Genomic DNA, 24,872 nt, shown 5'->3' with positions numbered 1-24,872 from the left:
GTGAGGTGGTGCTGCGGGCGGGCCGGTCGGGATCGGTGAACCGGCCCGCCCGCAGGTCATTTCAGCGATCCGGCGGCGAGCCCGGTGCGCCAGAACCGCTGGAGCAGGATGAAGACGATGATCACGGGCACGATCGAGACCAGCGAGCCGGTGATCACCGACTCCTGGAGCAGGGGCGCCCGGGCGGTCTGCCCGTTCCACTCGAACAGGCCGAGCGTGACCGGGAAGAGCGACTCCTTCTGGAGCATCACCATCGGCAGGAAGAAGTTGTTCCAGATGGCGACGAACTGGAAGAGGAAGATCGTCACCAGCGAGGGCGCCATCAGCCGGGAGGCCACCGAGAAGAAGGTGCGGAACTCGCCCGCGCCGTCCAGCCGGGCCGACTCCAGCAACTCCTCCGGCACCGCCGCGGAGGCGAAGATCCGGGCCAGGTAGACGCCGAAGGGGCTGACGATGCTCGGCAGGAACACCGCCCAGTAGGTGTTGACCATCCCCGTCGAGGAGAAGAGCAGGAACAGCGGCAGGGCGAGCGCGGTGGTGGGCACCAGGACCCCGCCGAGCACGACGGAGAAGAGGAACTCCTTGCCGCGGAACTGGAACTTCGCGAGCGCGTAGCCGCACAGCGCGGAGATCAGGGTGCCGACGCCCGCGCCGACCACCGCGTAGATCACGCTGTTGAGCGCCCACTTCAGGAAGATGCCGTCGCTGCGGCTGAACAGCGTGTGCAGGTTGCTGAAGAGGTTGAAGTGCGAGAACGCCAGGCCGTTGGTGGAGGCGAGGTCGCCCTGGGGCTTGGTGGCCGCGACGATCAGGAAGTAGACCGGCAGCAGGAAGTAGATCGTCAGCAGGAGCATCAGCGCCATGACCGCCGTGCGGCTGGCGAGGCTCTCTCGGGAGGCGGCGGACCGGCGGCCCTGGTGAAGATTGCTCACAGTCCGGCCTTCTTCGAGGTCAGTCGCATGAACCCGAAGCTCAACACGAAGGTGATGACGGCGATGACCACGGAGATCGCCGCTGCCTGCTGGTAGTTGTTCCCGGAGGCCACCGCGTAGGCGAGCATGTTCGGGGTGAACGTGCTGGAGATGTTCGAGGAGATCTGCCGCAGCACGGCCGGCTCCGCGTAGAGCTGGAGCGTGCCGATGATCGAGAACACCGTGGTCAGCACGATCGAGGGCGCGATGATCGGGACCTTGATCCGCCAGGCGATGGTCCAGTTGTTCGCGCCGTCGAGCTTCGCGGCCTCGTAGGTCTCCTGCGGGATGGCCTGGAGCGCGGAGAACATGATCAGCATGTTGTAGCCGGTCCACAGCCAGGTGGAGACGTTCGCCGTGGACCACAGCACCGCGCCCGGCCCGAGGAAGTCCGGGTGCAGCCCGAGGTGGCCGAGCAGGTCGACCACCGGGCTGAGCTGCGGCGAGTACAGGTACGACCACATGATCGCGGCGATCACGCCGGGCACGGCGTAGGGCATGAACGCCGAGATCCGGAAGAACGCCTTGACCTTCAGCAGCGGGGTGTCCAGCAGCAGCGCCATGATCAGCGCGACGAACAGCATGACCGGCACCTGCACGATGCCGAAGAGCCCTATGCGCCCGATGCTGGACCAGAACTCGGTGTTGTGCAGCACCTGCGCGTACTGGTGGAAGCCGCCGAAGGTGGTGTACGACGTGCCGTACTGGCCGCCGCTCCGGCGCACCACCCGGAAGCTCTGCCAGAGGGCGTAGCCCACCGGCACCAGGTAGAAGAGCACGAACGGGAGGAAGAACGGCGTCAGGAAGGCGGCGATGGTGCCCGCCCGCGGGCCGCCGCCGGAGCGACGGCGGCGGCGGGGGGCATCGGGCGCCGCTACCACGCGCCGTGCGCGGGTTTCGGTGTCAGTCATGCTGGGGTCACTTGCCGGACTCGGCCGGGATGGCCAGGTCCTTCATCGAGCTGAGCGCCTTGGCCTGGGCGGTGGACAGCGCACCGCTGAGGGTGCCCTTGCCGGCGGCGGCCTTGGCCATCGCGTCCTGCAGGCTCAGGTTCACGGTCTTCTGCGTCGGGCCCCACGAGAAGTCGGTGTCGATGTTCTTGGACGACTCGGCGAAGACGTCGAAGATCTTCTCGTTGTTGTAGTAGGGCACGCCCTGGGACAGCGACGGCATCTTCAGGCCGGCGGTGGCCGCCGGGTAGAGGCCGCCGAGCTTGTTCTCCAGCGCCAGCGCCTGCGGGTCGGTGTTGAGCCAGGTATTGAACTTCACCGACTCGTACAGGTGCGTGCTGCCCTTCATGAACGCGACGGTGGAGCCGCCCCAGTCGCCGGACGAGGCGTTGGTGCCCCACGTCGGCATCGGGACGATCGACCACTTGCCGGCCTGCTTGGGCAGGTTGTCGCGGAACATGCTGTAGCCCCAGGCGGCGCCGACGTAGCTGGCGATCTGGTCCTTCTGGTAGGCCGCGTACATCTGGGTCGAGCCGTTGGCGAGGTCGGTGCGGACCTCCTTGGCGTCGATCAGCTTCTGCCAGTAGTCGGCGACCTGCTTGCTCTTCGCCGAGTCGACGCTGACCTGCCACTTGTTGTCGCTGTAGGAGTACATCTTGGCGCTGTTCTGCCACAGCAGGCCGTTGAACCACTCGGCGTTGTTGGGGTCGAAGAACGTCATGCTGATGTTCTTGTCGGCGGCGTGCAGCTTCTGCGCGTCGGCCGCGTACTCGTCCCAGGTGGTGGGGACCGGCAGGTGGTACTTGGTGAACAGGTCGGAGCGCACGTACAGCGCCATCGGGCCGGTGTCCTGCGGGAGGGCGAAGACGCCGGTGCCCCCGAAGCTGGTCTGCGACCAGGTCCACGGCACGAACTTCGACTTGTCGGCGGTGGCGGTGCCGCACTTGGAGGCGTCGACGAAGGCGTTCTGGGTGCGCAGGTTCGGCAGCTCGTCATAGCCGACCTGGGCGAGGTCGGGGGCGTTGCCCGCCTTCAGGGAGTTGCTGATCGTGCCGTACTGGTCGTTCGAGATGTCCTTCGTCTGGACCTGGATGTCCGGGTTCTGCTTGTTCCACAGAGCGACGACCTTGTCCATGCCCGGAACGGTGTTCCAGTACTGGAGGGTGACCTTGCCCTTCGCGGGTGCGCAGGCCGAGGCGGCCGACGAGCCGCCCGAGTGGCTGGACGACGAGCAGCCGGCGAGCGCGGCGATGCTTGCCACCGCGGTGACGGCGGCGGCGGCAAGGCGGACGCGCGAGGCGGTGTTTCTCATGGTTTCCTTCCAGGGTGTCCAGCTCCAGTGCTGGACAGGTCGACGTTGACACCTCAAGGCAGGCTTGCCTTCTGGTTGGAATGCTCAGGTCGGCGGGGCCGGGGCGGCGGCTTCGCCGAGCGATCGGACGGGCTGTTCCGTGAACGTTCCCGGGAGCGTTCACGGGACTGGTGAATTGCCGGAAGTCTGCGCTTCGTTCATGTCGAATGTCAAGACATACGGGTCAATCCCAAGTCGTTCAGGTTACGCGGAGCCGCTCAGCCGCAGCTCGGCCCGGACCACCAGGTCCTCGGGCGGCAGCGGATCTGCGCCGGTCAGACGCCTTCTGACCTGCTCGACGGCGAGCGCTCCCAGCCGGCGCGTGTCGAGCGCCACGCTGGACAGCGGGGGCTCCATCAGCGCGCCGAACTGCAACCCGTCGAAGCCGATCACGGCCAGTTCGCCCGGCACGTCGAGGCCGAGCCGGCGCGCCTCGCGCAGCGCCCCGACGGCGACGATGTCGTTGAACGTGAAGACCGCGGTGATCTCCGGATGGGCGGCGAGCAGGTCCCGCAGGCCCGCCCCGCCGCCGTCGGCCGACTGGGCGGCGCCGGCCACCCGGCCCGGGTCGACGCCGTGCGCCAGCGCGGCGGCGGTGAACCAGGCACGGCGCAGGCTCGGTTCGGCGCGGCCGATGTGGTCGAGCATGCCGATCCGGGTGTGGCCCTGGGCGACCAGGTGCGCGATCGCGGCGTGCACGCCTTCCTCGCCGTCGATCCGGATGCAGCTGAACCGCTCGGTCGGGCGGTCGCGGTCGATCAGCACCATGGGCATGCCGCGGGTGTACCGGTCGAGCTCGTCCTCGGTGCAGCTGAAGTAGCCGACCACCCCGTCCACCTGCGAGCCGATCACCTGGAGGGTGCCGATCTCCTCCTCGCGGCGGTCGGCGGTGTCGTATACGACCACGTGCCAGCCGCAGGCGCGGGCGGCCTCCAGCGCGGAGGCGGCGACCTCGGTGAAGAACGGGTTGCGCAGGTCCGGGATGACCAGCCCGATCGTGGTGGTGTCCTGCCGGACCAGGCCCCGGGCGAACCGGCTCGGCCGGTAGCCGAGCTCGCGGGCGGCGTCGAGCACCCGCTGCTTGGTGGAGCGGTCGATCTCGTCCTTGCCGTTCAGCGCGCGTGACACCGTCTGCCGGGAGACCCCTGCTGATCGGGCCACGTCATGGATCGTGACCCTCCGCGCCGGCTCCTGCCCCGACGACGACACCATCGCGCACCTCCGCTGCTCACGGGCCCGACGGGCCCGCACACCGAGTATGCCTTGCCGAGTTCCCGCCGGAGGCCGATCAGGTGCCCCGCGGGGGCCGGCCGGGCGGGCCCGGCGCACCCCGTCCCCAGCCGGCCGCCGATCTCCCGCCGGAGGCCCGGCAGCCACGCCGCGGGGGCCGGGCATGCGGGCCCGGCGCACCCCGTCCTCGGCCGGCCGCGAAGTTCCCCGCGCCCCCGTAGGGCGCCCTCCTGCCGGGCAGGGTGCCGTCTCACGGGGTGCGACGTGAGCCTTGACACAGTGGGCGCCCATGGTGCTATCTGTTGCTGAACGTTTGATCGTGTGCGCTCAAACCCGGTCAACACGGGGATCTTTGAGCGTTTGTGGTGCGATCGGGCGTCGTACGGCGACGGGTGGCCGAGTGTGCTCGGGCTGGTCCGCCGGCCCTTCTCCGGGACGGGGAGAAGAGCGCGGTGTGCCGCGTCACACGCCCCCGCAGCCTTCTCCGTACCCGGACCCTGCCCGACCCATGGCGCCGGCCGCTCCCAGGCCGACGGCCCGGGGTCGCGCGGACAGGGCCCGGGCCATCACCCACCCCTCTCGCGCTGTCAGGGCGCTGCGACGGAGGAAGTCCCCCATGAGGAAACCGATCAGAGGCGCGCTGGCCGCGTTCGCCGGAGCGCTGCTGCTCGCCGCCGGCACCACCGCGGCCGGCGGACCGGCCGCACAGGCCGCGAGCCCGGGCTCGGCCCCGGCCACCGCTCCCGCCGCGGGCGGCACCGCGGCGGCGAAACCCGTACTCGGCTGGAGCAGTTGGAGCTTCGTACGGAAGAACCCGACCGCGAGCACCATCGAGGCACAGGCCAGGGCGCTCAAGGACACCGGCCTGGCGAAGGACGGCTACGTCTACGTCAACGTGGACGACTTCTGGCAGCAGTGCCCGGGCAGCCAGGGCCCCGACGTCGACGCGTACGGCCGCTGGGTCACCGACCCGGCGAAGTTCCCGCCGCGCGGCGACGAGAACGGCATCCAGGTCGTCGCCGACTACGTCCACTCGCTCGGCCTGAAGTTCGGGCTCTACGTCACCCCGGGCATCTCGAAGCAGGCCGTCGCGCGGAACACCGCGATCGAGGGCACCGGCTACCACGCGGACGACATCGCCACCACCGCCGCCGAGAACAACTACAACTGCGGCGGCATGGTCGGCATCGACTACACCAAGCCGGGCGCGCAGGCGTTCACCGACTCCTGGGCCGACCAGTTCGCCGGGTGGGGCATCGACTACCTGAAGATCGACGGGGTCGGCACCCCCGACATCGCGGACGTCCGCGCCTGGTCGCAGGCGCTGAAGCAGACCGGGCGGCCCATCCACCTGGAGCTGTCCAACAGCCTGGACATCACCAACACGGCCGCCTGGCAGCAGTTGTCGGACGGCTGGCGGACCGGCGGCGACATCGAGTGCTACTGCGGCCCGAACGGCAGCAGCTACCCGCTGACCACCTGGCCCTCGCTCGCCTCCCGCTTCGACCAGGTCGCGGACTGGGCACCGTACGGCGGCCCGGGCGGCTACAACGACTACGACTCGCTGGAGATCGGCAACGGCGCGAACGACGGGCTGACCCCGGACGAGCGGCGCACCCAGATGAGCCTGTGGTCGCTGGCCGCCTCACCGCTGATGCTCGGCAGCGACCTGACCCACCTCGACCCGACCGACCTGGCCATGCTGAAGAACACCGACGTCCTCGCGGTCGACCAGGACGGCATCGACGCGCGGCGGATCTCGGACGGCGCCGACAGCCAGGTGTTCGCCAAGAACGAGCCGAACGGCGACGCGATCGTCGGCCTGTTCAACACCGGCTCCACACCGCGCGAGGTCGCGACCACCGCGAAGGCGCTCGGGCTGCCCGGCGCCCGCGACTACGCCCTCACCGACCTGTGGGGCCACCGCACCACCGAGTCGGCCGGCCGGATCGCGGCGGACGTGCCGCCGCACGGCGTGGAGCTGTTCCGGGTCCACCCGACCCGGCACGTCCCGGGGGCCACCGCCCCGTCGGTGACGCTGGCGCTCGACTGGGCGCCGGCCGCGAGCGACAGCACCACCCGTACGGTCACCGCGGCCCTGTCCGACAACGGCTCGCGCCCCGTCACGGACGCCGCGCTGGAGCTGACCGGGCCGGACGGCGCGACGATCACCACGCACTCGCCCACCAAGGCCCGTGTCCTGGGCGCCGGGCACGCGCTGCGGGCCACGTACACGGTCACGCTCAAGCCGTCGGACGAGTTGTTCGCGGCGAGCGCGTTCCAGGCGACGGCCTCCTACCGCGACCGTTCCGGCACCGCGCACCCGGCGGTCGGGGACACCGTGACCGTCAACCACCCGGTGGCGGCGCCCTACCGGACCTTCGCCTCCACCACGGCGTCCTTCAGCCAGTCCGGCAGCCGGCTCGGCATCAGCGCCCAGGGCGCCGACCTGTACAACGGCACCAACGAGTACGGCACGATCTACCTGCCGGGCGCCGAGCACGACGGCTCCACGACCACCGTGAAGATCGACGCCCAGGCGGACACCGACGTGTGGGCCAAGGCCGGGATCATGGTGCGCAACGACATCACGCAGTCCGACACCTCACCGGGCTACGTGGCGCTGGTCGCCACCCCGGGCAACGGCTACCTGCTCGACTGGGACTCCGACGGCGACGGCAAGCTCGACTCCCAGGACTCGGTGGGCACCGCGGTCTACCCCTCGTGGCTGAAGCTCGTCCGCGACGGCACCACCTACAGCGGCTACTACTCCACCGACGGCAGCACCTGGCACCTGGTCGGCACCATCAGCGTGCCGACCGCCGCCGCGACCCAGGACGTCGGCCTGACCGCGACCTCGCACGCCGCGGGCACGACGGGCGAGGTCGACTTCGACGACTTCACCACCACGCCCTGACCCGCCCCTGACCCTCCGGGTCCCTCTCCAGGTCTCCATCCGGCGGCCGGCAGCCTCCGCCCAGGCTGCCGGCCGCCGGCCGTCTGCGACCCCCGCGCCGCCACCCCCGACGATCACCGATGTCGATCTTTGCGCGCGTACAACATTTGCCATTTGACAACCATGTCTTGCGAGAACACCCTGGCGTGGTGCGGCGCGCACCGCCGTTCGGCTCGGCGCGCGCTCGTACAGGCGTGGCATCTTTCGGTATCCGGGTAGACGACGGTATGCAGCACGGAAGGCAGGTGACAAGTGGCGCTTCGACCCGTGGCCCGACCGGCCGCCCCGACGCGGGCGGAGGGCGCTCGGCGCCGCCTGCGACTCGGCCTACGCGGACTCGACGGACCCGGTCTCCGGAGGGGTGTCCTCGCGAGGGGCGAGGTCGGCCATCGCGGAACGGAAACCGCTCAGGCCCTCCACCAGCGCGACCCGTTCAGCCGGCGGCATGGCGGAGATGATGTGCAGCAAGGACGTCTCGCGGCGGGCCCTGAGCTCGGCGAGGTAGCTCTCCCCGCGCACCGACAGGCGCAGTTCGAGCTCGCGGCGGCTGGCGGAGCTGAGCGAGCGCTCGATGAAGCCCAGCGCGTGCAGCCGGTCGCACATCCGGCTGACCGACGACGGCGCGGAGCCCAGCAGCTCGCCGAGGGTGCGCAGATTGATCCCCCGGTCGCGGTCCAGCACATAGAGCACCTTGAGCTGCGACCAGGAGACCGGTGCGGTCGAGGTCATGTCCCGGTCCTGGGTCCAGAGCACCTCGAGTAGCTCGATCACCTCGCGGGCGGCTTGAGCGGCGGCGTCCCGGTCCCGACTGGAGGAGATCCCGGAGCGCATGCCCTCAACTGTGGCACTTCCCAACTGCCTTGTCAGTCGCCGAGGCATAAAGCGTCTTTCCCCTCCTTTTTGGCTTCCATACTCTCGAACAGGTGGTAATCGACCGGTGGACAGATTCACGGCTGCGGAACGCGAGCTGCGCGGCGCCGCACCCCATGCTCTCCTCGCGGCGGCCAGGGGCGCGCTCATCACGCACTACGCGGCCGTCGACGTCGACCTGCTCATGGCCGACTACGCTCTGACCATACTGCAACCCGTGGACGGGGCCCCTGATACGGCGGAGCCCGCGCCGATCCACTCCAGCGCCGCCGGACGGGCCTTCGGCGCCCAGCGCGTGCACACCGAGACCGATCCGCGCACCGGCGAGCTCACCGCCCACCTGCCGATCAGCGTGCGCGGCGACCGGATCGGGGTGCTGTCGGCACGGTTCGCCGAGGGCGGGTACGACCCGGCCGCGGAGCCGGAACTGGCCGAGCTGGCCGAGGTGTTGGGGCACGAGATCGTGGTCGCCGAGCGGGACACCGACCTCTACCTGCAAGCCCGCCGCGCCGACCGGCTCACCCTCGCCGCCGAGATGCAGTGGGAGCTGCTGCCGGCCCGCTCCTGCTCCCGCCCGGAGTACGACATCGGCGGCGGCCTGGAGCCCGCGTACGCCATCCACGGCGACAACTTCGACTGGTCCGCGTCCGCCGGCCACCTGACCCTCACGGTCACCAACGGCATGGGCGAGGGCGTGGAGGCGGCACTGCTCACCAGCCTCGCGGTGCACGCGCTGCGCAACGGCCGGCGCGCGGACCTGTCACTGGCCGACCAGGCGTTCCTCGGGGACCAGGCGGTCTACGGCCACTACCGCGGACGGGTGCACCTCGCGGCGCTCCTGATGCGGTTCGAACTGGCCACCGGCGACGTCGAGGTCATCGACGCCGGCTCGCCCAAGGTGTGGCGGCTGCGCGGCGGCAAGGTCGAGCCGGTCGAACTCGAACCGCAGCTGCCGCTGGGCATGTTCGAGGACACCCTCTACACCACCCAGCACCTCCACCTGGAGAGCGGGGACCGGCTGCTGTTCGTCAGCGACGGCGTGTACGACGCGGTGTCCCCCGGCGGCGAGCGCTACAGCGAGCGCGCGCTGGCCCGGGCGATCACCAGCACCCGCCTCCTCCCCCCGGCCCAGGTGCCCCGCGCGGTGCTGCGCGAACTCACCACCCACCGCGGCTCGCCCGAGCCCGACGACGACGCGATGGTCGTCTGCCTCGACTGGCACGGCCGCGACACCGCCCCGCCCCCGGCCCCGGCTCCGGACCCGGCCCCCGACCAGCTCTGACGGTGCCCGGCCGGGCGTCGTACGGCCCGGGACCGTACGATGCCCGGCCCCGCGCCGGCTATCCGTCCGACTCCCGCTTCGTGCGCGGATGCCGTATCCGCAGGACCGCGTACAGCGTCTGCGCGACCTCGACGACGGTGACGGCGCACCCCAGCGCACCGGCCCCGTACAGCACCGCCGAGGCGGTCCCGGCGCGGTCCGCCGCCAGCACGAAGGCACCGGCGATCCCCGCGAACCGCAGCGCCAGCACCACGCGGAAGACCCATGCCAGCGACATCACGACGAACTCGGTGCCCGACACCCCGCGCCGGGCCAGCCGGCCGAGGTACAGGAAGAGGCCCCGGCTCGCGGCATCGGTGAGCAGTGCGGCCGACCCGAGGAGCCACCAGAAGAGCTGCATGTGATCCCCCAACCCTCGCCTGGCTGAAGCCCATCGTCCGCCGCCGGCCGGGCGCGGACCTGAGTACGCGTGCTCAACCCGATACGGGGACGGGCGCGCCGGGCTGAGTCGTCGGGAGGCACGCGGGGCGCGACGGGTGGTCGTCGTCCAGTAAGGAGTGCGGGGGCCAGGCGCGGAGGTTCCGCGTTCTCCGGGTCCTCACGGGTGCGGCATCGGCGCGGGCGGTGTCGGCGCGGGCGGTGTCGGCAGCAGGCGAATGAGGTGCTGTGCCACGTCCAGCGGCAGCGGTGGAATGTGGACGTAATCGGCGCCCCGTTCATCGCTGCGGGGGACGACCCGTCGGAGCAGAGCTTCGTCCGCGCCGAGTTCCCGTAGCAGCCGGCGCAGGGCGAGGGATGCGTGTCGGGTCTCGCTGAGGTCGTTCCTCAGCGCGTCGGGCATCGGCATGGCGGTTCCCCGTTCGGCGATCGGATACTCACTGACCGTAGGAAGCGCTGGCGTGCTGCGGCCATGGCACTTTGACGGTCCGTCAGCTCGAAGTGCCACCTCTACAGCGGCACACCGACCGCGTCCGCAAGGACACGCATGCGTGGTGTCAGGGTCCGCCGCCGGGCGATGACCTGACCGAGGATGTCGCGGGCATACCGCTGGTGCGGGAGCCACTGCGGTGCGGCCTGCCAGATGGTCTCCAGGGTGTCCACCGCCTCTGCGTACTGCCGCAGCCGCACCCGCGCGGACGCCTGGTCCAGCCGGTTCCGGTTGAGGTTGTTCGAGGTCGGGCGCATACCCTCCCAGGAGATCTCGGCGGAAAGTCGCAGCACTCGGTCGGGTCGATCCGAGACCATGGCGTGCTCGGCGTCCTTGAGCTGGACCGTCCGCGCGTCGAACGCCCGCAGGAAGCCCCCCGGCACCTGCCGCGGGCCCAGCGCCGCGGCGGCCGAACCGGCAAGGAGCAGCAGTCGCTCGGTGTCGTCCGGCCGGGCGTCCCGGTCCGCCGCCGCGGCGGCGCGCAGCAGCAGCCATCCCCACGCGCCCAGCTCCGCGGGCGTGGCCCGGGACATACGGGGCTCGATCCGCTCGGCCCACTCCTCGGCGAGCCGCCCGGCCTCGGCGATCCGGCCGCGACGCAGCAGCAGCCAACACCGCGTGCTGATCGCGGCCGCCGCGTCGAGATCGTCGGGAGCACCGTCCAGGGCACGGCCGAGTGCGTCCTCGGCGGCATCGAACTGCCTGGTCTGGGTGAGCATCCAGCCGACCAGCCGCATCAGCCCGGCGTTCACCGCGCGCCCCGCCGGGGCGTCGGCCACGGCCGCGGAGTCGCGCAGCAGCACGGGCAGCACCTCGGCCAACTCGTCAAGACGGTCACCGGCCGCAAGGGGCATGGCGGCGGCGACGGCCGCGCGGACTCCGGCGACCGTCGGGGCGTCGTCGGCGGGCCCGGGCGGTGGAGCGGCCAGCGCGGCGCGGACGGGCGTCCACAGGTCCACAACGCGCGGAGAGGCGCCCTGCGTCTCGCGCACGCCTCCCAGCAGCCGGCTGGTGGGCACCCGCAGGGCCACGGCGAGCGCGCGGGCCGTCTCCACCCGCGTATCGTCCCGCTCGCCCTGCTCCAGCTTCCTGACCAGCGACAGGGACACGCCGGATGCGGACGCAAGCTGGTGCTGGGTCAGCCCTCGCCGCTTGCGGATCTCGCGCAGCCGCTCGCCGATGGGGCCGCTGCTGCCGATGGGTTGAGGCATTCCGACCCCGGACCTACTCGTTTCGACCTCGACACCCGAAACGGTACAGCGGGTCCCGCCTCGCGCGGGGACGCCTTTCTCCGGCCGGCAGCGGATGCGGGCGCGGGCGCGGGCGCGGGTACGGACGTAGGTGACGGTCAGTCGGGTGTGTGACGGCGCCTCCCTCATGCGTGTGATTCAGGCCACAGCTCATTGACGATCAGCGAAACACCCGCGCAACATGGCGGAAACCACTTCCTCGGAAGCAGCTTGCCAGGTGCGAACTGTAAACGTTTACAGTTCGGTTGCGGTTCAGCTTCGGATGCATCTCCCGGACTCGGCCGGACCCGGCTCCGGACCCAGCCTCAGAGCTTCAGCTTCAGCGAAAGGACGATCATGACGACTTCGGCCGGACCGCCGACCGTCGAGACCATCGCCGCGAAGGCGGGTGTCTCGATCGCGTCGGTGTCGAGGGTGCTGAACGGGCACGGCGCCCGCCCCAACACGGTCCGGCGGGTCGAACAGGCCGCCGCGGAACTGGGCTACGTGCCCAACGGCGTGGCCAGGTCGCTGAAGGGCGGCCGCACCCGGCAGCTCACCTTCGCGATGCCCGACGTCGGCAACCCGGTCTACGTCTCGATGGTCCGCCAGATACAGGCGACCGCGAAGCCGCTGGGCTACCGGCTGCTGCTGCACTCCACCGACGCCGTGGCCGAGGACGAGCTGGACGTGGTGCGCAGCCTGGCCGACCGGACCAGCGACGGCCTGATCCTGGTCCCGATCCGGGTCACCGACGAGCACCTGAAGGTGCTGTCCGGGGCGGCGCGGCCGGTGGTCGTGATCGGGTCGCTGCCCGACCAGGCGCCGGTGGACAGCGTGCGGGCCGACTCGGTCTCCGGGGCCGTGCTCGCGATGCGCCACCTGCTGGCGAGCGGGCGGCGGCGGATCGCGTTCATCAACGGCCCCGCGGACACCGTCCCGGGTCGTAACCGCAGCCTCGGCTACCGCACCGCGCTGGAGGAGGCCGGGCTGGACCACGACCCGGCGCTCACCGTCACCACCGAGTTCGGTATCGCGGCCGGCGCGGCGGCGATGCACCGGCTGCTGGACGCCGACCCCGGTATCGACAGCGTCTTCTGCGCCAACGACCAGCTCGCGCTGGGCGCGGTGCACGCCGCCCACGACCGGGGCCTGCGGATACCCGAGCAGCTGGCCGTGGCCGGCATGGACAACAGCGAACTGGCCCGCGCCGGCCACCCCGCGCTGACCAGCGTGGACCTCGGCTCGGCCGAACGTGGCCGGATAGCCGCCGAGATGCTGCTGGCCCGGCTGGACGGCGGGGATCACGAGGTGCGGTGCGAGACCGTCGCGCCCCGGCTGGTCGTACGCGGCTCCACCGCGCACGTCCGGCCCGGGCGCGACGACGGTTCCGGCCCCGATTCCGACGTCGGCGTGGACCGTGACCAGGACCGGGACCCGGGCACGAGCCCGGCCGCGCACCCGGCCGCGCACCCGGGCGCGGTCACGAACCCGAACCCGAGCACGGGCATCGCGTCCGGCAACACCCCGGCGAGCGCGTCGTGAGCGCCGGAGCGGTCCTGCGGCCGCGGCGCCGTACCGGACAGGGCGCCGGCACTCCCCCGCCGCGCTCCACCGCCGCGCGCCGCCGGGTGCTCGGCCTGGACAAGGACGCCTGGTTCCTGCTGCTGCCGGCGCTGATCCCGGTGCTGGTGCTGAGCGTGGGCCCGCTGCTCTACGGGATCTCGCTCGCCTTCACCGACGCCCAGTCCGGCGTCACCAACTCCACCTCCTTCACCGGCATCGCCAACTTCAAGGACCTGCGGCTCGACTCGCTCTTCTGGCAGTCGTTCCGGATCGGCCTGCTGTGGGCGGTGTGCGTCACCGTGCTGCAGTTCCTGATGTCGCTGGGCCTGGCGCTGCTGCTCAACCAGAACCTGCGGCTGCGCTGGCTGGCCCGCACCCTGGCGCTGGTGCCGTGGGCGATGCCCGAGGTCGTCGTCGGCATCATGTGGCGGCTGGTCTACAACCCGGACGCGGGCATCCTCAACAACACCCTGCACCACCTGCATCTGACCGACGGCACCACGGACTGGCTGTCCAGCCTGTCGCTGGCGCTGCCCGCGGTGATCGTGGTGGGCGTGTGGGCGGGCATGCCGCAGACCACCGTGGTGCTGCTGGCCGGCCTGCAGAACGTCCCGCTGGAGCTGCACGAGGCCGCGAGCCTGGACGGTGCCGGGATGTGGCGCCGGTTCACCACGGTGACCTGGCCCACCCTCAAGCCGGTGGTGCTCTCCATCACCGCGCTGAACTTCATCTGGAACTTCAACTCCTTCGGCCTGGTCTACGTGCTGACCAGCGGCGGACCCGGCGGCAAGACCGAGCTGCCGATGCTCTTCGCCTACGACGAGGCGTTCCGCTACGGCCAGTTCGGCTACGCGGCCGCCATGGGCCTGGTGATGGTCGCGGTGATCGCCGTGCTGCTGGCCGTGTTCCTGCGCAACCGCCTGAAGGAGGACGAGTCATGAGCGCGACCGACGCGGCCGGCGCGGCCGCCGTACCCGCTCCCCCCGCCACCCCCGCGCCCAGCGCCTCCACGGGCGCCGGGCGGCGCAAGGCCCGCCGCCGGATGGGCCGCGCCGGGCAGTACGTCGCGCTGCTCTGCTACGTGGTGTTCCTCGCCTTCCCGCTGCTGTGGCTGGTCTCGACCGCCTTCAAGTCGCCGCAGGAACTGGGCTCGATCCACCCGACCTGGCTGCCGAAGCACCCCACGCTGGACAACTTCCGGTCCGCCTTCGACGAGCAGCCGCTGCTGCACTCCGCGCTGAACAGCCTGATGGTGGCCGGCATCTCCGCGGTCGTGTCGGTGGCCATCGCGGTGCCCGCGGCCTACGTGATGGTGCGGTTCCGCTCGATGGTCAGCCGGGCCGGCACCGCCTGGATTCTGGTCAGCCAGATGTTCCCGCTGGTGCTGATCATCATCCCGCTGTTCATGGTGCTGAAGAACATGCACCTGGTCGACTCCCGGCTCGGCCTGGGCCTGGTCTACGTGGTGTGGACGCTGCCGTTCGCGCTGTGGATGCTCCAGGGCTACGTCAAGGCGGTGCCGGTCTCGCTGGAGGAGGCCGCCGCGATCGACGGGTGCAGCCGGGCCCGCGCGCTGCGCAGCGTGGTGCTGCCGCTGCTGATGCCGGGCCTGGTGGCCACGCTGATGTTCTCCTTCGTCACCGCGTGGAACGAGTTCTTCTTTGGCCTGGTCCTGCTCAAGTCCCCGGAGAAGCAGACGATGTCCGTGATCCTGACCCACTTCCTGGGCGCCGAGGGCGCCGCGGACCTCGGCCCGCTCGCCGCCGCGTCGGTGCTCGCCACCCTGCCCAGCCTGCTGTTCTTCGCGCTGCTGCAGAAGCGGCTGGTCGGCGGCATGATGACCGGGGCGGTGAAGGGCTGATGCGCCGCCGTACCTTCCTGACCGGCACCGCCGCGACCGCCGCGGTGGCCGGCTCCGGGTCGCTGCTGTCGGCCTGCGGCTCCTCCAGCGGCTCGGGCGTGCCGCGGCTGGACTTCCTGTCGCTCGCCTGGCAGACGGAGTCGGTCAAGGCGAACAAGGCGCTGGTCGCGCAGTGGAACAAGCAGCACCCCGAGGTGCAGGTCCGCTACGTGCAGGGCAGCTGGGACGACGTCCACGACCAGTTGCTGACCTCCTTCGAGGGCGGCGCCGCGCCGGACATCATCCATGACGAGGGCATCGACCTGACCGACTTCGGCTCCGGCGGCTACCTCGCGGACCTGACCGGCCTGCTGCCCGCGGGCCTGAAGAGCCGTATCCCGCAGAGCACCTGGGACACCGCGCGGTTCAACGGCGCGGTGTACGGGGTGCCGTTCCTCCAGGAGCCGCGGGTGCTCATCGCCAACCGCACCCTGCTGGTGAAGGCGGGCGTCCGGCTGCCGGACGTCGCGCACCCGTGGACCTGGCAGGAGTTCGAGGACATCTGCCGGGAGCTGTCCCACCACGGCGGCGGCGCCGAGCGGTACGGCACGGCCTGGCCGATGAGTTCGCCGGTGAGCGTGACGCTGAACCTGGCGCTGACCAACGGCGGCCGGGTCCTGTACAAGGACGAGGGCAGCGGCCGTACCGAGGTGCGGTTCGGCAGCGCCGACTCGGCCTTCGCCGAGCTGGTCCGGCGGCAGGTGAAGACCGACAGGTCCGCGCCCTCCAGCGCGCTGGCGCTCGGCGGCGGCGACGTGCTGCCCGGGTTCTTCGCCGGGCGGTACGCCATGCTGCCGCTGGACTTCTCCTACCGGCAGCAGATCGAGCAGCAGGCGCCCAAGCACTTCGACTGGGTCGTCCTGCCGCTGCCGGTCGGCAGCAAGGCGCCCGACGGCGGGCGCTCCCAGGGGGTCAGCCCGCAGACCCTGTCGGTGGCGAAGTCCTGCAAGCACCAGCAGGCGGCCGTGGAGTTCATCGACTTCATGACGCAGACCCCGCACCTGGTGCAGCTCGCGCAGGGCGACTGGATGCCGCCGACCGGCGCCGCGGCGCTGCGCGACCCGTCGCTGACCACCACGAAGCTCGGGTGGAGCACCGGGATGGCGATGGCGAAGTACCTGAGCGCGTCCCCCGCGCTGGGCATGCGCGGCTACCCCGAGTGGTCCGACAAGATCGCCACGCCGGCGCTCCAGCAGTACTACAGCGGCGCGATCAGCCTGGACTCGCTGCGCGGAAAGCTCGTCCGCGACGGCAACCGCGTCTTCGAGCGGTACCGGGACTGAGGGGGTGCGGCGCGCCCCTCCCCCAGGGCGCGCCGCGCCGCCGAGGGAGCCGAGCGATCGGCCACCCGATCCCCTGACCTCGACCGTCACCCGTATCCGTATCCGTATCCGTCCCCGACACCCGCACCGGAAGGAGCCCGCACCGTGTCCCGCACCGAGCACCACCGCCGTCCCCGGCCGCAGGGCCACCGACCGCGCGGCCACCAGCCGGCGGCGGGTCCGGCCCGCCCGCCACCGCCGCCGGGCACCCGCAGGGCACAGCCACGCACCACACAGCAGTACTCACCAGGAAACGGCACGGCATGAGCACAACTCCCGCCTCACCCAGCGCCTCTGACGCATCAGGTCCCCCACCCCTCAGCACGTCCGGCACGGCGCTGGCCCCGCCGCCGGGGGGCATCCGCCGCCCCCGCCCCGTACCCGGCAGCCCCCGTGACCACGCGCGCGGCGCGCTCACCGGGCTGGCCGTCGGTGACGCCCTCGGGGCGCCGGCCGAGAACATGAAGCCGTCGCAGATCCGTCAGCGCTGGGGCCGTATCGAGGACTTCGTCAGCGAGGACCCGGCGGGCACCGACGACACGGAGTACGCCATCCTGTCCGGCCTGCTGCTGGCCCGGTACGGCGCCGCGCTCACCACCGGCGACGTGGAGGCGGCCTGGCACGTGTGGATCGCCGACCGCGACGAAGGGGCCTTCCGCGGCGCCGGGTTCAGCGAGCGCGGCACCCTGGAGAACCTGCGCCGCGGGCTGGCCTCGCCGATCACCGCGCAGCACCGGCACGCCTGGAGCGACGGCCTGGCGATGCGCGCGGCACCGTTCGGCGTCTACGCGGCGGGGCGGCCCGCCGAAGCGGCGCGGCTGGTGGCGATCGACGGGACCGTCAGCCACGAGGGCGAGGGGATCTACGGCGGCCAGGCGGTCGCCGCCGGGGTGGCCGCGGCGATGACCGGCGGGGACTGCTCCGCGGTGATCACCGCCGCCCTGTCGGTGGTGCCCGAGGACTCCTGGACCGCGCGGTCGCTGCGGCGCGCGGTGACCGTGGCGCGCCGGGTCCGGCTCGACCCGACGCTCACCGTGCTCGACCGCGAGCGCGCGCTGCGCTCGGCCGTCGTCATCGGCGGGTACCCCTGGACCGACCTCGCGCCCGAGGCGGTCGGCCTCGCGTTCGGCGCGTTCGCGCTGGCCGGGGGCGACTTCAGCCGCTCGGTGCTCACCGCGGTCAACATGGGCCGCGACGCCGACACCACCGCGGCGGTCGCCGGCGCGCTGGCCGGCACCCTCGGCGGGTTCGGCGCGATTCCCACGCACTGGTCGGAGGCGATCAAGCCGGTCACCGGCAGTTGCCTGCCGGCCATGGCGGGCTACCACGTCCGCGACATCGCCGACCTGCTCGCCCCCGGGGAACCCGTGCCCGGTCCGGCCGAACGGGTGGCGTCATGAGCACCACCGCACACGGCTTCTCGCGCGGGCCCGCTTCCGCGGCGAAGGCGACGGCCGACGGCGAGCCCGGCCACCCCGACAGCGGGCCCGGCCGCCCCGACGGCAGCTCGGACCCGGATGCCGGCGCGCCCCGCGAAACGGCACCACGCCCGCGCCCGGCGGCCGATGCCGGCACCGGCAACTCCCGCCCGCTCAGGCCCGGTTCTGCCACCTCGGCACTTCCGGCCGGCACGGCACACCGGACCCCCGGCGGTGCCGCCACCACGACGCCCCGTCCGGCCACCGGACGCGGCGACTCCCCACACCCGGAGCACACCCCCGTGAACCGCACCGGCACGTCCGGCATCCCCGCGCCCGCTTCGGACACCGCCCACGGTGCGGCGGCGCCGGGTGACCGGGTGACCCGGGACCGGGTGGAGGGGCTGCTGCTCGGGCTCGCCGCGGGCGACGCCGCGGGATGGCCGGCCGCACGCCATCGGGCCGCGCGGATGCCGGAGTGGACGCGGCGGCTGACCCGCGAACTGGACACGTTCGCCGAGCAGAACGCGACCACGACCCTGCCGGTGCCGATCGCGCTCAACCAGCCGCCCGAGCCGCTGCGGCTGGGGCCGTCGGACGACGCGGAGTGGGCGGCCTTCACCGCCGAGTCGGTGCTGTCGGCGCGCGGCGCGCTGCTCAGCGACCTCAGCCGCGACCGCCGGGTGCGGGCCGCGGTGGACCTCGCCTGGATGTCGCTCGCCGCCGAGATCTCCTCGGCCGCGGCCCGCGCCTCGGAGGTGGAGTCCGCGGTGATCCCGCTGCGCGCCCGGATCTCGGTACGGGCCGGGCTCGGCAACCTCGCCACGGGGCTGCGGCCGCCCGCCACCGGCCACGACAACCCGCACTTCTTCGACGACGCGGCCTGCGGGCGCGCGTGCGTGCTGGCCGTGGTGCACCCGGGCGACCCGGCCGCCGCCGCCGACCTGGCGGAGTACGACGCCCACTACACGCAGGACGGCGACGGGGTGCACGGCGCCCGGGCGATGGCCGCGGCGGTCTCGCTCGCGCTGGCCGGCGCGTCCGCCGACGACTGCGTACGGGCCGCGCTGCGCGAACTGCCGGCCGGCTCGGAGATCTCCCGCAACGCCGAGCACGCGGTCGCCCTCGCCCGGGCCGCGCGCGCCGCCGAACCCGACGGCCACGGCCAGGCGTTCGGCCTGGTCCCGCTGCTGGAACACCAGATCGTGGACCACGTCTACAGCTACGGCATCGCCGCCGCGGAGACCGTGCCGGTGGCGCTCGCCCTGGTGCTGGCCGCCGACGGCGCGGTGGACCAGGCGGTGCCGGCCGCGGCCTGCCTGTCGCGGGTCGCGGACTCCGCGCCCGCGCTGGCCGGCGCCCTGGCCGGTGCGCTCGGCGGCGCCGCCGCGCTGCCGGTCTCCTGGCGGGAGGCGTGCCGGACCCTGCCCGGCTGCGCGCTGCCCCGGCTGGTGGGCACCGACCTGGTGGACCTGGCCGGGCGGTTGGCCGGCGTCGAGCCCGAGGCCGACCCGTACGCCGTACCGGACACCTCGCCACCGCCCGCCGAGCCGTTCGCCTCGCCCGGCGCTCCCGCACACCCCGTGGCGCCGCTCGCCACCGACCCCCATGCCCCTGTCACGGAAGGACCCGGAAGCAATGAAACTCACGCTTGAGGACCGCATCACCGGCTGCCTCGTCGGCGCCGCTGTCGGCGACGCCCTCGGCGGCCCGGTCGAGGGCTGGACGCCCGAGCAGATCACCGAGCGGCACGGCGGCCGGGTACGGGGCATCGTCGGCCCGTTCTACGAGGAGTGGCGCACCGCGCGCCCGATCGCGCCGTACCACAAGGGCGACGGGCACGTCACCGACGACACCCTCATGACGCACGCCCTGGTGCGGGTCTACGCCAAGGTCCGCGACCACCTCGACGCGTACAGCGTGGCCGACCACCTCGTGCCCGACCTGATCGGCACGCCCCGGTGGATTCCCGAGCTGGAGGCGGAGGCGCTGCCACTCCAGCGGATCTTCCTCGCCGAGAAGTGGATCGTGGCGCGGCTGCACTACGGCCACGTCGACCCGCGCGAGGCGGGCGTCGGCAACATCGTCAACTGCGGTGCCGCGATGTACATGGCGCCGGTCGGCGCGGTCAACGCCGGCAACCCCGCGGCCGCGTACGCCGAGGCGCTGGAGGTGGCCGCACCGCACCAGTCGTCGTACGGGCGTGAGGCCGCCGGGGTGTTCGCCGCCGCGGTCGCCGCGGCGTTCGCGCCGGACGCCACCGCCGCCTCCGTGGTCGAGACGGCGCTCGCCCTCGCCAAGGACGGCACCCGCGCCGCGATAGAGGCGGTGTGCGAGCGCGCCACCGGCTTCGACGACTGGGAGGAGGCGCTGGCGCCGCTGCGCGAGGCGGTCGCGCCGTTCGACACGGTCGGCCCGCGCTACCGCGAGCCCTCGCTCGGCGCCCGCCGCCCCTCCCGGCTGCACGCGATCGAGGAGCTGCCGGTCGCGCTCGGCATGTTGCTGATCGCGGGCGGGGCGTACGTACCGGCCGTGCTCGGCTCGGTCAACTACGGCCGTGACTGCGACTCCATCGCGACGATGAGCGGCGCGATCGCCGGGGCGCTCGGCGGCACCGGTGCGGTGCCCGCCGGGTGGAGCGACGAGGTGGCCCGCGCCAGCCGGCTCGACCTGCACACCCCCGCGGCCGACCTGTCCGCCGTCGCCCGCGAGGTCTTCGCCCGCGACACCGACCGCCGCCGCGCCCACGAAGCCGCGTTCACGGCGCTGGCGGAGGTCCGATGAGCCCGCACCCCGCGGAGTACCCGCCCCCGTCGCCGACCGGGCCGGGCACGGCCGACGGTGACGGCGGGCGCGGGGCCGGGTCCGATCCGGCGCTCGGGGAGCCGTTGCGGCTGACCTGGGTGCAGCCGGAGGACCTGGTGGGGCACGAACTGCGGCAGGCCGAGCAGGACGGGCGGGACACGGCCGCGGTGCGAGGGCGCTGGCTGGCCGCCGGCGGGCACCTGGCGCCGGAGCGGGCCGGGGCGTCGCCCGGTCCGGTGCGCCCGGAGGTGCGGGCGCTCGCGCACGAGCTGCTGGACGAACTGGCCGGGCAGCGCTCGCCGTTGGCCGAGCAGGAGCCGACGGATCTGGCCGGGATTCACGCGGCCGCGGGCACGCCGCCCGCCCTTGCGCGGGTCGAGCGCCCGCAGGAGCTGGCCGAGCGGCTGGAGGCGGGCTGGCTGGGCCGGGCCGCGGGGTGCGTGCTCGGCAAGCCCGTGGAGAAGCTGCCGCTCGACGGCATCCGGGCGATCGCCCGCTCGACCGGCAACTGGCCGGTGCGCGGCTACTTCACCGAGGTGGGCCTGGACCCGCGGGTCGCCGCCCGCTTCCCGTGGAACCGCCGCAGCCGCCCCACCTCGCTCGCCGAGAACATCGACGGGATGCCCGAGGACGACGACCTCAACTACCCGCTGCTGGCACTGATGTTGCTGGAGGCCCGCGGTCACGGCTTCCGCACCCGGGACGTGGCGCAGCTGTGGCTGGACGAGCTGCCCGCGGGCCGTACCTTCACCGCCGAGCGGGTCGCGTACCGGAACCTGCTGGCCGGGCTGGAGCCGCCGGAGACCGCCACCTGGCGCAACCCGTTCCGGGAGTGGATCGGCGCCCTGATCCGCGCGGACGTCTTCGGCTGGACCCGCCCGGGCGACCCGGCCGCGGCTGCGGACGAGGCGTGGCGCGACGCCGTGCTCAGCCACACCGCGAACGGCGTGTACGGGGCGATGTTCGCCGCCGCGGTGGTGGCGCGGGCGGCCGGTGGCGGCGCCGACGTGCACGCGTGCCTGGCGGCCGGGCTCCAGGTGGTGCCGCGCGGGTCGCGGCTGGCCGGCGCGGTCCGGCTCGGCATCGACCTCGCCGGCGCCGAACCGTCGGGCAGCGCGGAGGGCTTCGCCGTCGTCGTGGACGAGCTGCACCGGCGGTTCCACGACCACCACTGGGTGCATGTCCTGCCCAACGCGGCGCTGCTCGCGGCGGCCCTCACGCACGCCGACGGGGACTTCGCCGGGTCCATCTGCCGTGTGGTGTCGGGCGGTTGGGACACCGACTCGAACGGTGCGACGGCCGGGTCCGTCACCGGGCTGCTGGCCGGTTCGGCGGCCGCGCTGCCCGGCGAGTGGACCGGCCCGCTGAAGAACCGGCTGGCCAGCACGGTCGGCGGGTTCGACGGCATCGGCTTCGACGCCCTCGCCCGTCGTACCGCCGCGCTGGCCGTGCTGCCGTCCGGCTCGAACCCGCGGGAGCACGAAGCGCCCGCGCGCCGCGCGCCCGCACAGGGCACCCCCGAGGAAGGCACCCGATGAGCACCGATCCGACCGTTCCCCCGGCACCCTCCGCTCCCCCGGGGCGCCGCGGCGCCCCGCCGTCCGGGCGGGCCCGCATCGTGGTGCTGGGCAGCGCCAACATGGACCTGGCGGCGTACACCCGGGTGGCGCCGGCGCGCGGCGAGACCGTCACCGGCGAGGCGTTCCGCACCGTGGCCGGGGGCAAGGGCGCCAACCAGGCGATCGCGGCCGCGCGGGCCGGTGGCGAGGTGACGTTCGTCGGCGCGGTCGGCGACGACGACTTCGGGCCGCGGCTGCGCGCCGCCCTCGACGGCGCCGGGGTCGGCACCGGCCCGCTGCGGACGGTGCCGGGCCCGAGCGGCATCGCGCACATCGTGGTCGACGGCGAGGGCCACAACGCGATCGTGGTGGTGCCGGGTGCGAACGGCACGGTGACCTCCCTCGCCGACGGCGACGAGGATGTCATCGCGGCGGCCGGTGCGCTGCTGCTCCAGCTCGAACTGCCGCTGGACGGCGTGCTGGCGGGTGCGCGGGCCGCGCACCGGCACGGCGTCCGGACCGTCCTCACGCCGGCGCCGGCCCAGCCGCTGCCCGGCGAACTCCTCGCGGTGACCGACCTGTTGGTGCCCAACGAACACGAGGCCGCCGCGCTCAGCGGCCACTCCGACCCGCGCGCCGCCGCCCGCGCGCTGCTCGACGCGGTGCCCGAGGTGGTGGTGACCCTCGGCGCGGCGGGCTGCCTGTACGCCGCCCGCGGCCACGAGCCGCTGGTCGTACCGCCCCTGCCCGCGAAGGCGGTGGACACCACCGCGGCCGGCGACACCTTCGTGGGCGCCCTCGCGGTCGCGCTCGGCGAGGGCCGGCCGGTGCCGGCGGCGCTGGAGTGGGCGACGGCCGCCTCCGCGCTGTCGGTGGAACGCGAGGGCGCGTCGTCCTCGATGCCGGAGCGCGCGGAGATCGACGCGCGGGCGGCCGGCGGTACGCCCGTATCGCGCCGGACCGACCGCCCGAGTCACGGATGAGCGGCCGCAGATGACCGACCGACGACGACTGCCGACGAACACCCCCGCTGATCTGGACGACACGACGACCGACGACGACCTGACGCGCGAGGACCGGCACCCCGGCGAATCCGCCGGACGCCGAAGCACGTGGAAGAAGCCGAGGTAGCTCCCATGCACCACCCCAGTACCCGCAGTACCCGCAGTACCCGCCCCGACGGCCGACTCCCCGCTTCCGCCGACGCGGTGACGGCCGCGGGCTCGGGCAACGGCACCGCCGTACCGCCGCCGCGCACCGAGCCGTCGCCCGAGGCTCCCCACACGCCGCCCGCCGGCGGCCCGTTGGAGGGCATGCGGGTGCTGGACCTGGCCACGCTCTTCGCCGGGCCGAGCGCCGCGACCCTCCTCGGCGACTTCGGCGCCGACGTCGTCAAGGTCGAGCACCCGCGCAAGCCGGACCCCTCCCGCGGCCACGGCCCGAGCAAGGACGGCGTGGGCCTGTGGTGGAAGCACCTCGGCCGCAACAAGCGGAACATCACCCTCGACCTGTCGACGCCCGGCGGCCGGGACGTGCTGCTCAAGCTCGCCGCGTCCGCCGACGTCATAATCGAGAACTTCCGGCCGGGCACGCTGGAGCGCTGGGGCCTGGGCTGGGAGGAGCTGTCGGCGGCGAACCCGCGGCTGGTGCTGGCGCGGGTGACGGCGTTCGGGCAGTTCGGCCCGTACTCCGCGCGGCCCGGCTTCGGCACGCTCGCCGAGGCGATGAGCGGGTTCGCGTCGGCCACCGGCGAGCCCGACGGCCCGCCCACGCTCCCGCCGTTCGGCCTCGCCGACTCCGTGGCCGCCCTCGCCACCTCCTTCGCGGTGATGGCCGCGCTGGCCGGCCGGGACCGTACGGGCACGGGGCAGGTGGTCGACATGGCCATCATCGAGCCGATGCTCGCGGTGCTGGGCCCGCAGCTCATCTGGTACGACCAACTCGGTTACGTGCAGCCCCGGATGGGCAACCGCTCCACCAACAACGCGCCGCGCAACACCTATCGGACCGCCGACGGGGCGTGGCTGGCGGTGTCCTCCTCCGCGCAGTCGATCGCCGAGCGGGTGATGCGGCTGGTCGGGCGGCCGGAGCTGGTCGAGGAGCCGTGGTTCGCCACCGGCACCGGGCGGGCCGCGCACGCCGACGAGATCGACACCGCGGTCGGCGGCTGGATAGCCGGGCACGACCGGGACGAGGTGGTCGCGGCCTTCGAGGAGGCGCAGGCCGCGGTCGCGCCGATCTACGACGTGCGGGACGTGATGACCGATCCGCAGTACGGCGCGCTGGGCACCGTGGCGTCCGTGGACGACGCGGAGCTGGGGCCGATGCGGATGCAGAACGTCCTGTTCCGGCTGTCGGGCACGCCCGGCGCGATCCGCTGGACCGGCCGCCCGCACGGCGCGGACACCGACGCCGTCCTCACCGAACTCGGCCTGGACGGACCGGAGATCGCCGCGCTGAGGGCGGAGGGCGCGCTGTGAGCACCGGAACCCACGACACGACGGGCACCCCCACCGGACCCGGCACCCCCGCCGG

21 protein-coding genes are annotated in these 24,872 nt (G+C 73.1%); 13 read left to right on the top strand and 8 right to left on the bottom strand.

What is annotated here, in order from left to right:
• Positions 1-56: 56 nt before the first annotated feature.
• The 4 genes from ACIPAE_RS38845 to ACIPAE_RS38830 all read right to left on the bottom strand — a co-directional run bounded on the left by ACIPAE_RS38845 (position 57) and on the right by ACIPAE_RS38830 (position 4,484).
• Positions 57-863, bottom strand: a complete 807-nt coding sequence (locus ACIPAE_RS38845; protein WP_328473780.1) for a carbohydrate ABC transporter permease — start codon at positions 861-863, stop codon at positions 57-59.
• Positions 864-928: 65 nt separating this feature from the next.
• Complete coding sequence (locus tag ACIPAE_RS38840) at positions 929-1,882, bottom strand: sugar ABC transporter permease (RefSeq protein ID WP_366413285.1); 954 nt, start codon at positions 1,880-1,882, stop codon at positions 929-931.
• A 7-nt stretch (positions 1,883-1,889) separates the two neighbouring features.
• The gene (locus tag ACIPAE_RS38835; RefSeq protein ID WP_329372244.1) at positions 1,890-3,233 is read right to left on the bottom strand and encodes an ABC transporter substrate-binding protein; all 1,344 of its coding nucleotides are present in this window, start codon (positions 3,231-3,233) and stop codon (positions 1,890-1,892) included.
• A gap of 243 nt (positions 3,234-3,476) precedes the next feature.
• Positions 3,477-4,484 (bottom strand): LacI family DNA-binding transcriptional regulator, encoded by a 1,008-nt coding sequence (locus tag ACIPAE_RS38830; protein ID WP_329372242.1) that lies wholly within the window; start codon positions 4,482-4,484, stop codon positions 3,477-3,479.
• A gap of 634 nt (positions 4,485-5,118) precedes the next feature.
• On the opposite strand from ACIPAE_RS38830, the gene ACIPAE_RS38825 reads away from it, so the two are divergent.
• A complete protein-coding gene (locus ACIPAE_RS38825; RefSeq protein WP_402452048.1) occupies positions 5,119-7,419 on the top strand; it encodes an NEW3 domain-containing protein in 2,301 nt (766 codons plus the stop codon).
• Positions 7,420-7,785: 366 nt separating this feature from the next.
• Here the strand turns inward: ACIPAE_RS38825 and ACIPAE_RS38820 are convergent, their stop codons facing one another.
• The gene (locus ACIPAE_RS38820) at positions 7,786-8,289 is read right to left on the bottom strand and encodes a MarR family transcriptional regulator (protein ID WP_328460806.1); all 504 of its coding nucleotides are present in this window, start codon (positions 8,287-8,289) and stop codon (positions 7,786-7,788) included.
• A 106-nt stretch (positions 8,290-8,395) separates the two neighbouring features.
• On the opposite strand from ACIPAE_RS38820, the gene ACIPAE_RS38815 reads away from it, so the two are divergent.
• The gene (locus ACIPAE_RS38815) at positions 8,396-9,610 is read left to right on the top strand and encodes a PP2C family protein-serine/threonine phosphatase (protein ID WP_366413283.1); all 1,215 of its coding nucleotides are present in this window, start codon (positions 8,396-8,398) and stop codon (positions 9,608-9,610) included.
• Between the two features lie 58 nt (positions 9,611-9,668).
• Here ACIPAE_RS38815 and ACIPAE_RS38810 read toward each other — a convergent pair whose 3' ends face one another.
• The 3 genes from ACIPAE_RS38810 to ACIPAE_RS38800 form a co-directional block, all read right to left on the bottom strand.
• Positions 9,669-10,010, bottom strand: a complete 342-nt coding sequence (locus ACIPAE_RS38810) for a hypothetical protein (protein WP_402452044.1) — start codon at positions 10,008-10,010, stop codon at positions 9,669-9,671.
• 198 nt (positions 10,011-10,208) lie between these two features.
• Positions 10,209-10,457 (bottom strand): hypothetical protein, encoded by a 249-nt coding sequence (locus ACIPAE_RS38805; RefSeq protein WP_402452041.1) that lies wholly within the window; start codon positions 10,455-10,457, stop codon positions 10,209-10,211.
• Positions 10,458-10,558: 101 nt separating this feature from the next.
• Complete coding sequence (locus ACIPAE_RS38800) at positions 10,559-11,749, bottom strand: helix-turn-helix domain-containing protein (protein ID WP_402452039.1); 1,191 nt, start codon at positions 11,747-11,749, stop codon at positions 10,559-10,561.
• A gap of 375 nt (positions 11,750-12,124) precedes the next feature.
• On the opposite strand from ACIPAE_RS38800, the gene ACIPAE_RS38795 reads away from it, so the two are divergent.
• The 11 genes from ACIPAE_RS38795 (at position 12,125) to ACIPAE_RS38745 (ending at position 24,817) form a co-directional block, all read left to right on the top strand.
• Entirely contained in the window at positions 12,125-13,312 is a 1,188-nt protein-coding gene (locus ACIPAE_RS38795) for a LacI family DNA-binding transcriptional regulator (RefSeq protein WP_402452037.1), read from the top strand.
• Positions 13,309-14,274, top strand: a complete 966-nt coding sequence (locus ACIPAE_RS38790; RefSeq protein WP_328460818.1) for a sugar ABC transporter permease — start codon at positions 13,309-13,311, stop codon at positions 14,272-14,274. Before ACIPAE_RS38795 ends, ACIPAE_RS38790 begins: the two co-directional genes overlap by 4 nt.
• Positions 14,275-14,375: 101 nt before the next feature.
• Positions 14,376-15,194, top strand: a complete 819-nt coding sequence (locus ACIPAE_RS38785) for a carbohydrate ABC transporter permease (protein ID WP_328473782.1) — start codon at positions 14,376-14,378, stop codon at positions 15,192-15,194.
• A complete protein-coding gene (locus ACIPAE_RS38780) occupies positions 15,194-16,516 on the top strand; it encodes an ABC transporter substrate-binding protein (protein WP_402452035.1) in 1,323 nt (440 codons plus the stop codon). The genes ACIPAE_RS38785 and ACIPAE_RS38780 overlap by 1 nt, the downstream gene beginning before the upstream one ends.
• 302 nt (positions 16,517-16,818) lie before the next feature.
• Positions 16,819-17,955: an ADP-ribosylglycohydrolase family protein gene (locus ACIPAE_RS38775; RefSeq protein ID WP_329372227.1), complete on the top strand. Its 1,137-nt coding sequence runs from the start codon at positions 16,819-16,821 to the stop codon at positions 17,953-17,955.
• Between the two features lie 398 nt (positions 17,956-18,353).
• Positions 18,354-19,628 (top strand): ADP-ribosylglycohydrolase family protein, encoded by a 1,275-nt coding sequence (locus ACIPAE_RS38770; protein ID WP_329374498.1) that lies wholly within the window; start codon positions 18,354-18,356, stop codon positions 19,626-19,628.
• Positions 19,612-20,757: an ADP-ribosylglycohydrolase family protein gene (locus ACIPAE_RS38765; RefSeq protein WP_402452033.1), complete on the top strand. Its 1,146-nt coding sequence runs from the start codon at positions 19,612-19,614 to the stop codon at positions 20,755-20,757. The genes ACIPAE_RS38770 and ACIPAE_RS38765 overlap by 17 nt, the downstream gene beginning before the upstream one ends.
• A complete protein-coding gene (locus tag ACIPAE_RS38760) occupies positions 20,754-22,316 on the top strand; it encodes an ADP-ribosylglycohydrolase family protein (RefSeq protein WP_402452031.1) in 1,563 nt (520 codons plus the stop codon). Before ACIPAE_RS38765 ends, ACIPAE_RS38760 begins: the two co-directional genes overlap by 4 nt.
• Positions 22,313-23,320, top strand: coding sequence for a ribokinase (locus ACIPAE_RS38755; RefSeq protein WP_402452028.1), 1,008 nt, complete (start codon positions 22,313-22,315; stop codon positions 23,318-23,320). The genes ACIPAE_RS38760 and ACIPAE_RS38755 overlap by 4 nt, the downstream gene beginning before the upstream one ends.
• A 10-nt stretch (positions 23,321-23,330) precedes the next feature.
• Complete coding sequence (locus ACIPAE_RS38750) at positions 23,331-23,468, top strand: hypothetical protein (RefSeq protein ID WP_402452025.1); 138 nt, start codon at positions 23,331-23,333, stop codon at positions 23,466-23,468.
• A 182-nt stretch (positions 23,469-23,650) separates the two neighbouring features.
• The gene (locus ACIPAE_RS38745; RefSeq protein ID WP_329374496.1) at positions 23,651-24,817 is read left to right on the top strand and encodes a CoA transferase; all 1,167 of its coding nucleotides are present in this window, start codon (positions 23,651-23,653) and stop codon (positions 24,815-24,817) included.
• Positions 24,818-24,872: the final 55 nt, after the last annotated feature.

It is taken from the genome of Streptomyces sp. NPDC087270, from assembly GCF_044744625.1.
GTDB lineage: Bacteria > Actinomycetota > Actinomycetes > Streptomycetales > Streptomycetaceae > Actinacidiphila.
The sequence above is the reverse complement of the archived record's forward strand: the minus strand, read 5'-3'. Positions and strand labels throughout refer to the sequence as shown.

Coding starts and splice junctions, on each gene's coding strand:
- ACIPAE_RS38825 (WP_402452048.1), top strand. CDS start 5,119: ATGAGGAAACCGATCAGAGGCGCGCTGGCCGCGTTCGCCGGAGCGCTG.
- ACIPAE_RS38785 (WP_328473782.1), top strand. CDS start 14,376: ATGGGCCGCGCCGGGCAGTACGTCGCGCTGCTCTGCTACGTGGTGTTC.
- ACIPAE_RS38810 (WP_402452044.1), bottom strand. CDS start 10,010: ATGCAGCTCTTCTGGTGGCTCCTCGGGTCGGCCGCACTGCTCACCGAT.
- ACIPAE_RS38750 (WP_402452025.1), top strand. CDS start 23,331: ATGACCGACCGACGACGACTGCCGACGAACACCCCCGCTGATCTGGAC.
- ACIPAE_RS38745 (WP_329374496.1), top strand. CDS start 23,651: ATGCGGGTGCTGGACCTGGCCACGCTCTTCGCCGGGCCGAGCGCCGCG.
- ACIPAE_RS38800 (WP_402452039.1), bottom strand. CDS start 11,749: ATGCCTCAACCCATCGGCAGCAGCGGCCCCATCGGCGAGCGGCTGCGC.
- ACIPAE_RS38820 (WP_328460806.1), bottom strand. CDS start 8,289: ATGCGCTCCGGGATCTCCTCCAGTCGGGACCGGGACGCCGCCGCTCAA.
- ACIPAE_RS38795 (WP_402452037.1), top strand. CDS start 12,125: ATGACGACTTCGGCCGGACCGCCGACCGTCGAGACCATCGCCGCGAAG.
- ACIPAE_RS38805 (WP_402452041.1), bottom strand. CDS start 10,457: ATGCCGATGCCCGACGCGCTGAGGAACGACCTCAGCGAGACCCGACAC.
- ACIPAE_RS38765 (WP_402452033.1), top strand. CDS start 19,612: ATGAAACTCACGCTTGAGGACCGCATCACCGGCTGCCTCGTCGGCGCC.
- ACIPAE_RS38755 (WP_402452028.1), top strand. CDS start 22,313: ATGAGCACCGATCCGACCGTTCCCCCGGCACCCTCCGCTCCCCCGGGG.
- ACIPAE_RS38760 (WP_402452031.1), top strand. CDS start 20,754: ATGAGCCCGCACCCCGCGGAGTACCCGCCCCCGTCGCCGACCGGGCCG.
- ACIPAE_RS38840 (WP_366413285.1), bottom strand. CDS start 1,882: ATGACTGACACCGAAACCCGCGCACGGCGCGTGGTAGCGGCGCCCGAT.
- ACIPAE_RS38780 (WP_402452035.1), top strand. CDS start 15,194: ATGCGCCGCCGTACCTTCCTGACCGGCACCGCCGCGACCGCCGCGGTG.
- ACIPAE_RS38830 (WP_329372242.1), bottom strand. CDS start 4,484: ATGGTGTCGTCGTCGGGGCAGGAGCCGGCGCGGAGGGTCACGATCCAT.
- ACIPAE_RS38845 (WP_328473780.1), bottom strand. CDS start 863: ATGGCGCTGATGCTCCTGCTGACGATCTACTTCCTGCTGCCGGTCTAC.
- ACIPAE_RS38835 (WP_329372244.1), bottom strand. CDS start 3,233: ATGAGAAACACCGCCTCGCGCGTCCGCCTTGCCGCCGCCGCCGTCACC.
- ACIPAE_RS38775 (WP_329372227.1), top strand. CDS start 16,819: ATGAGCACAACTCCCGCCTCACCCAGCGCCTCTGACGCATCAGGTCCC.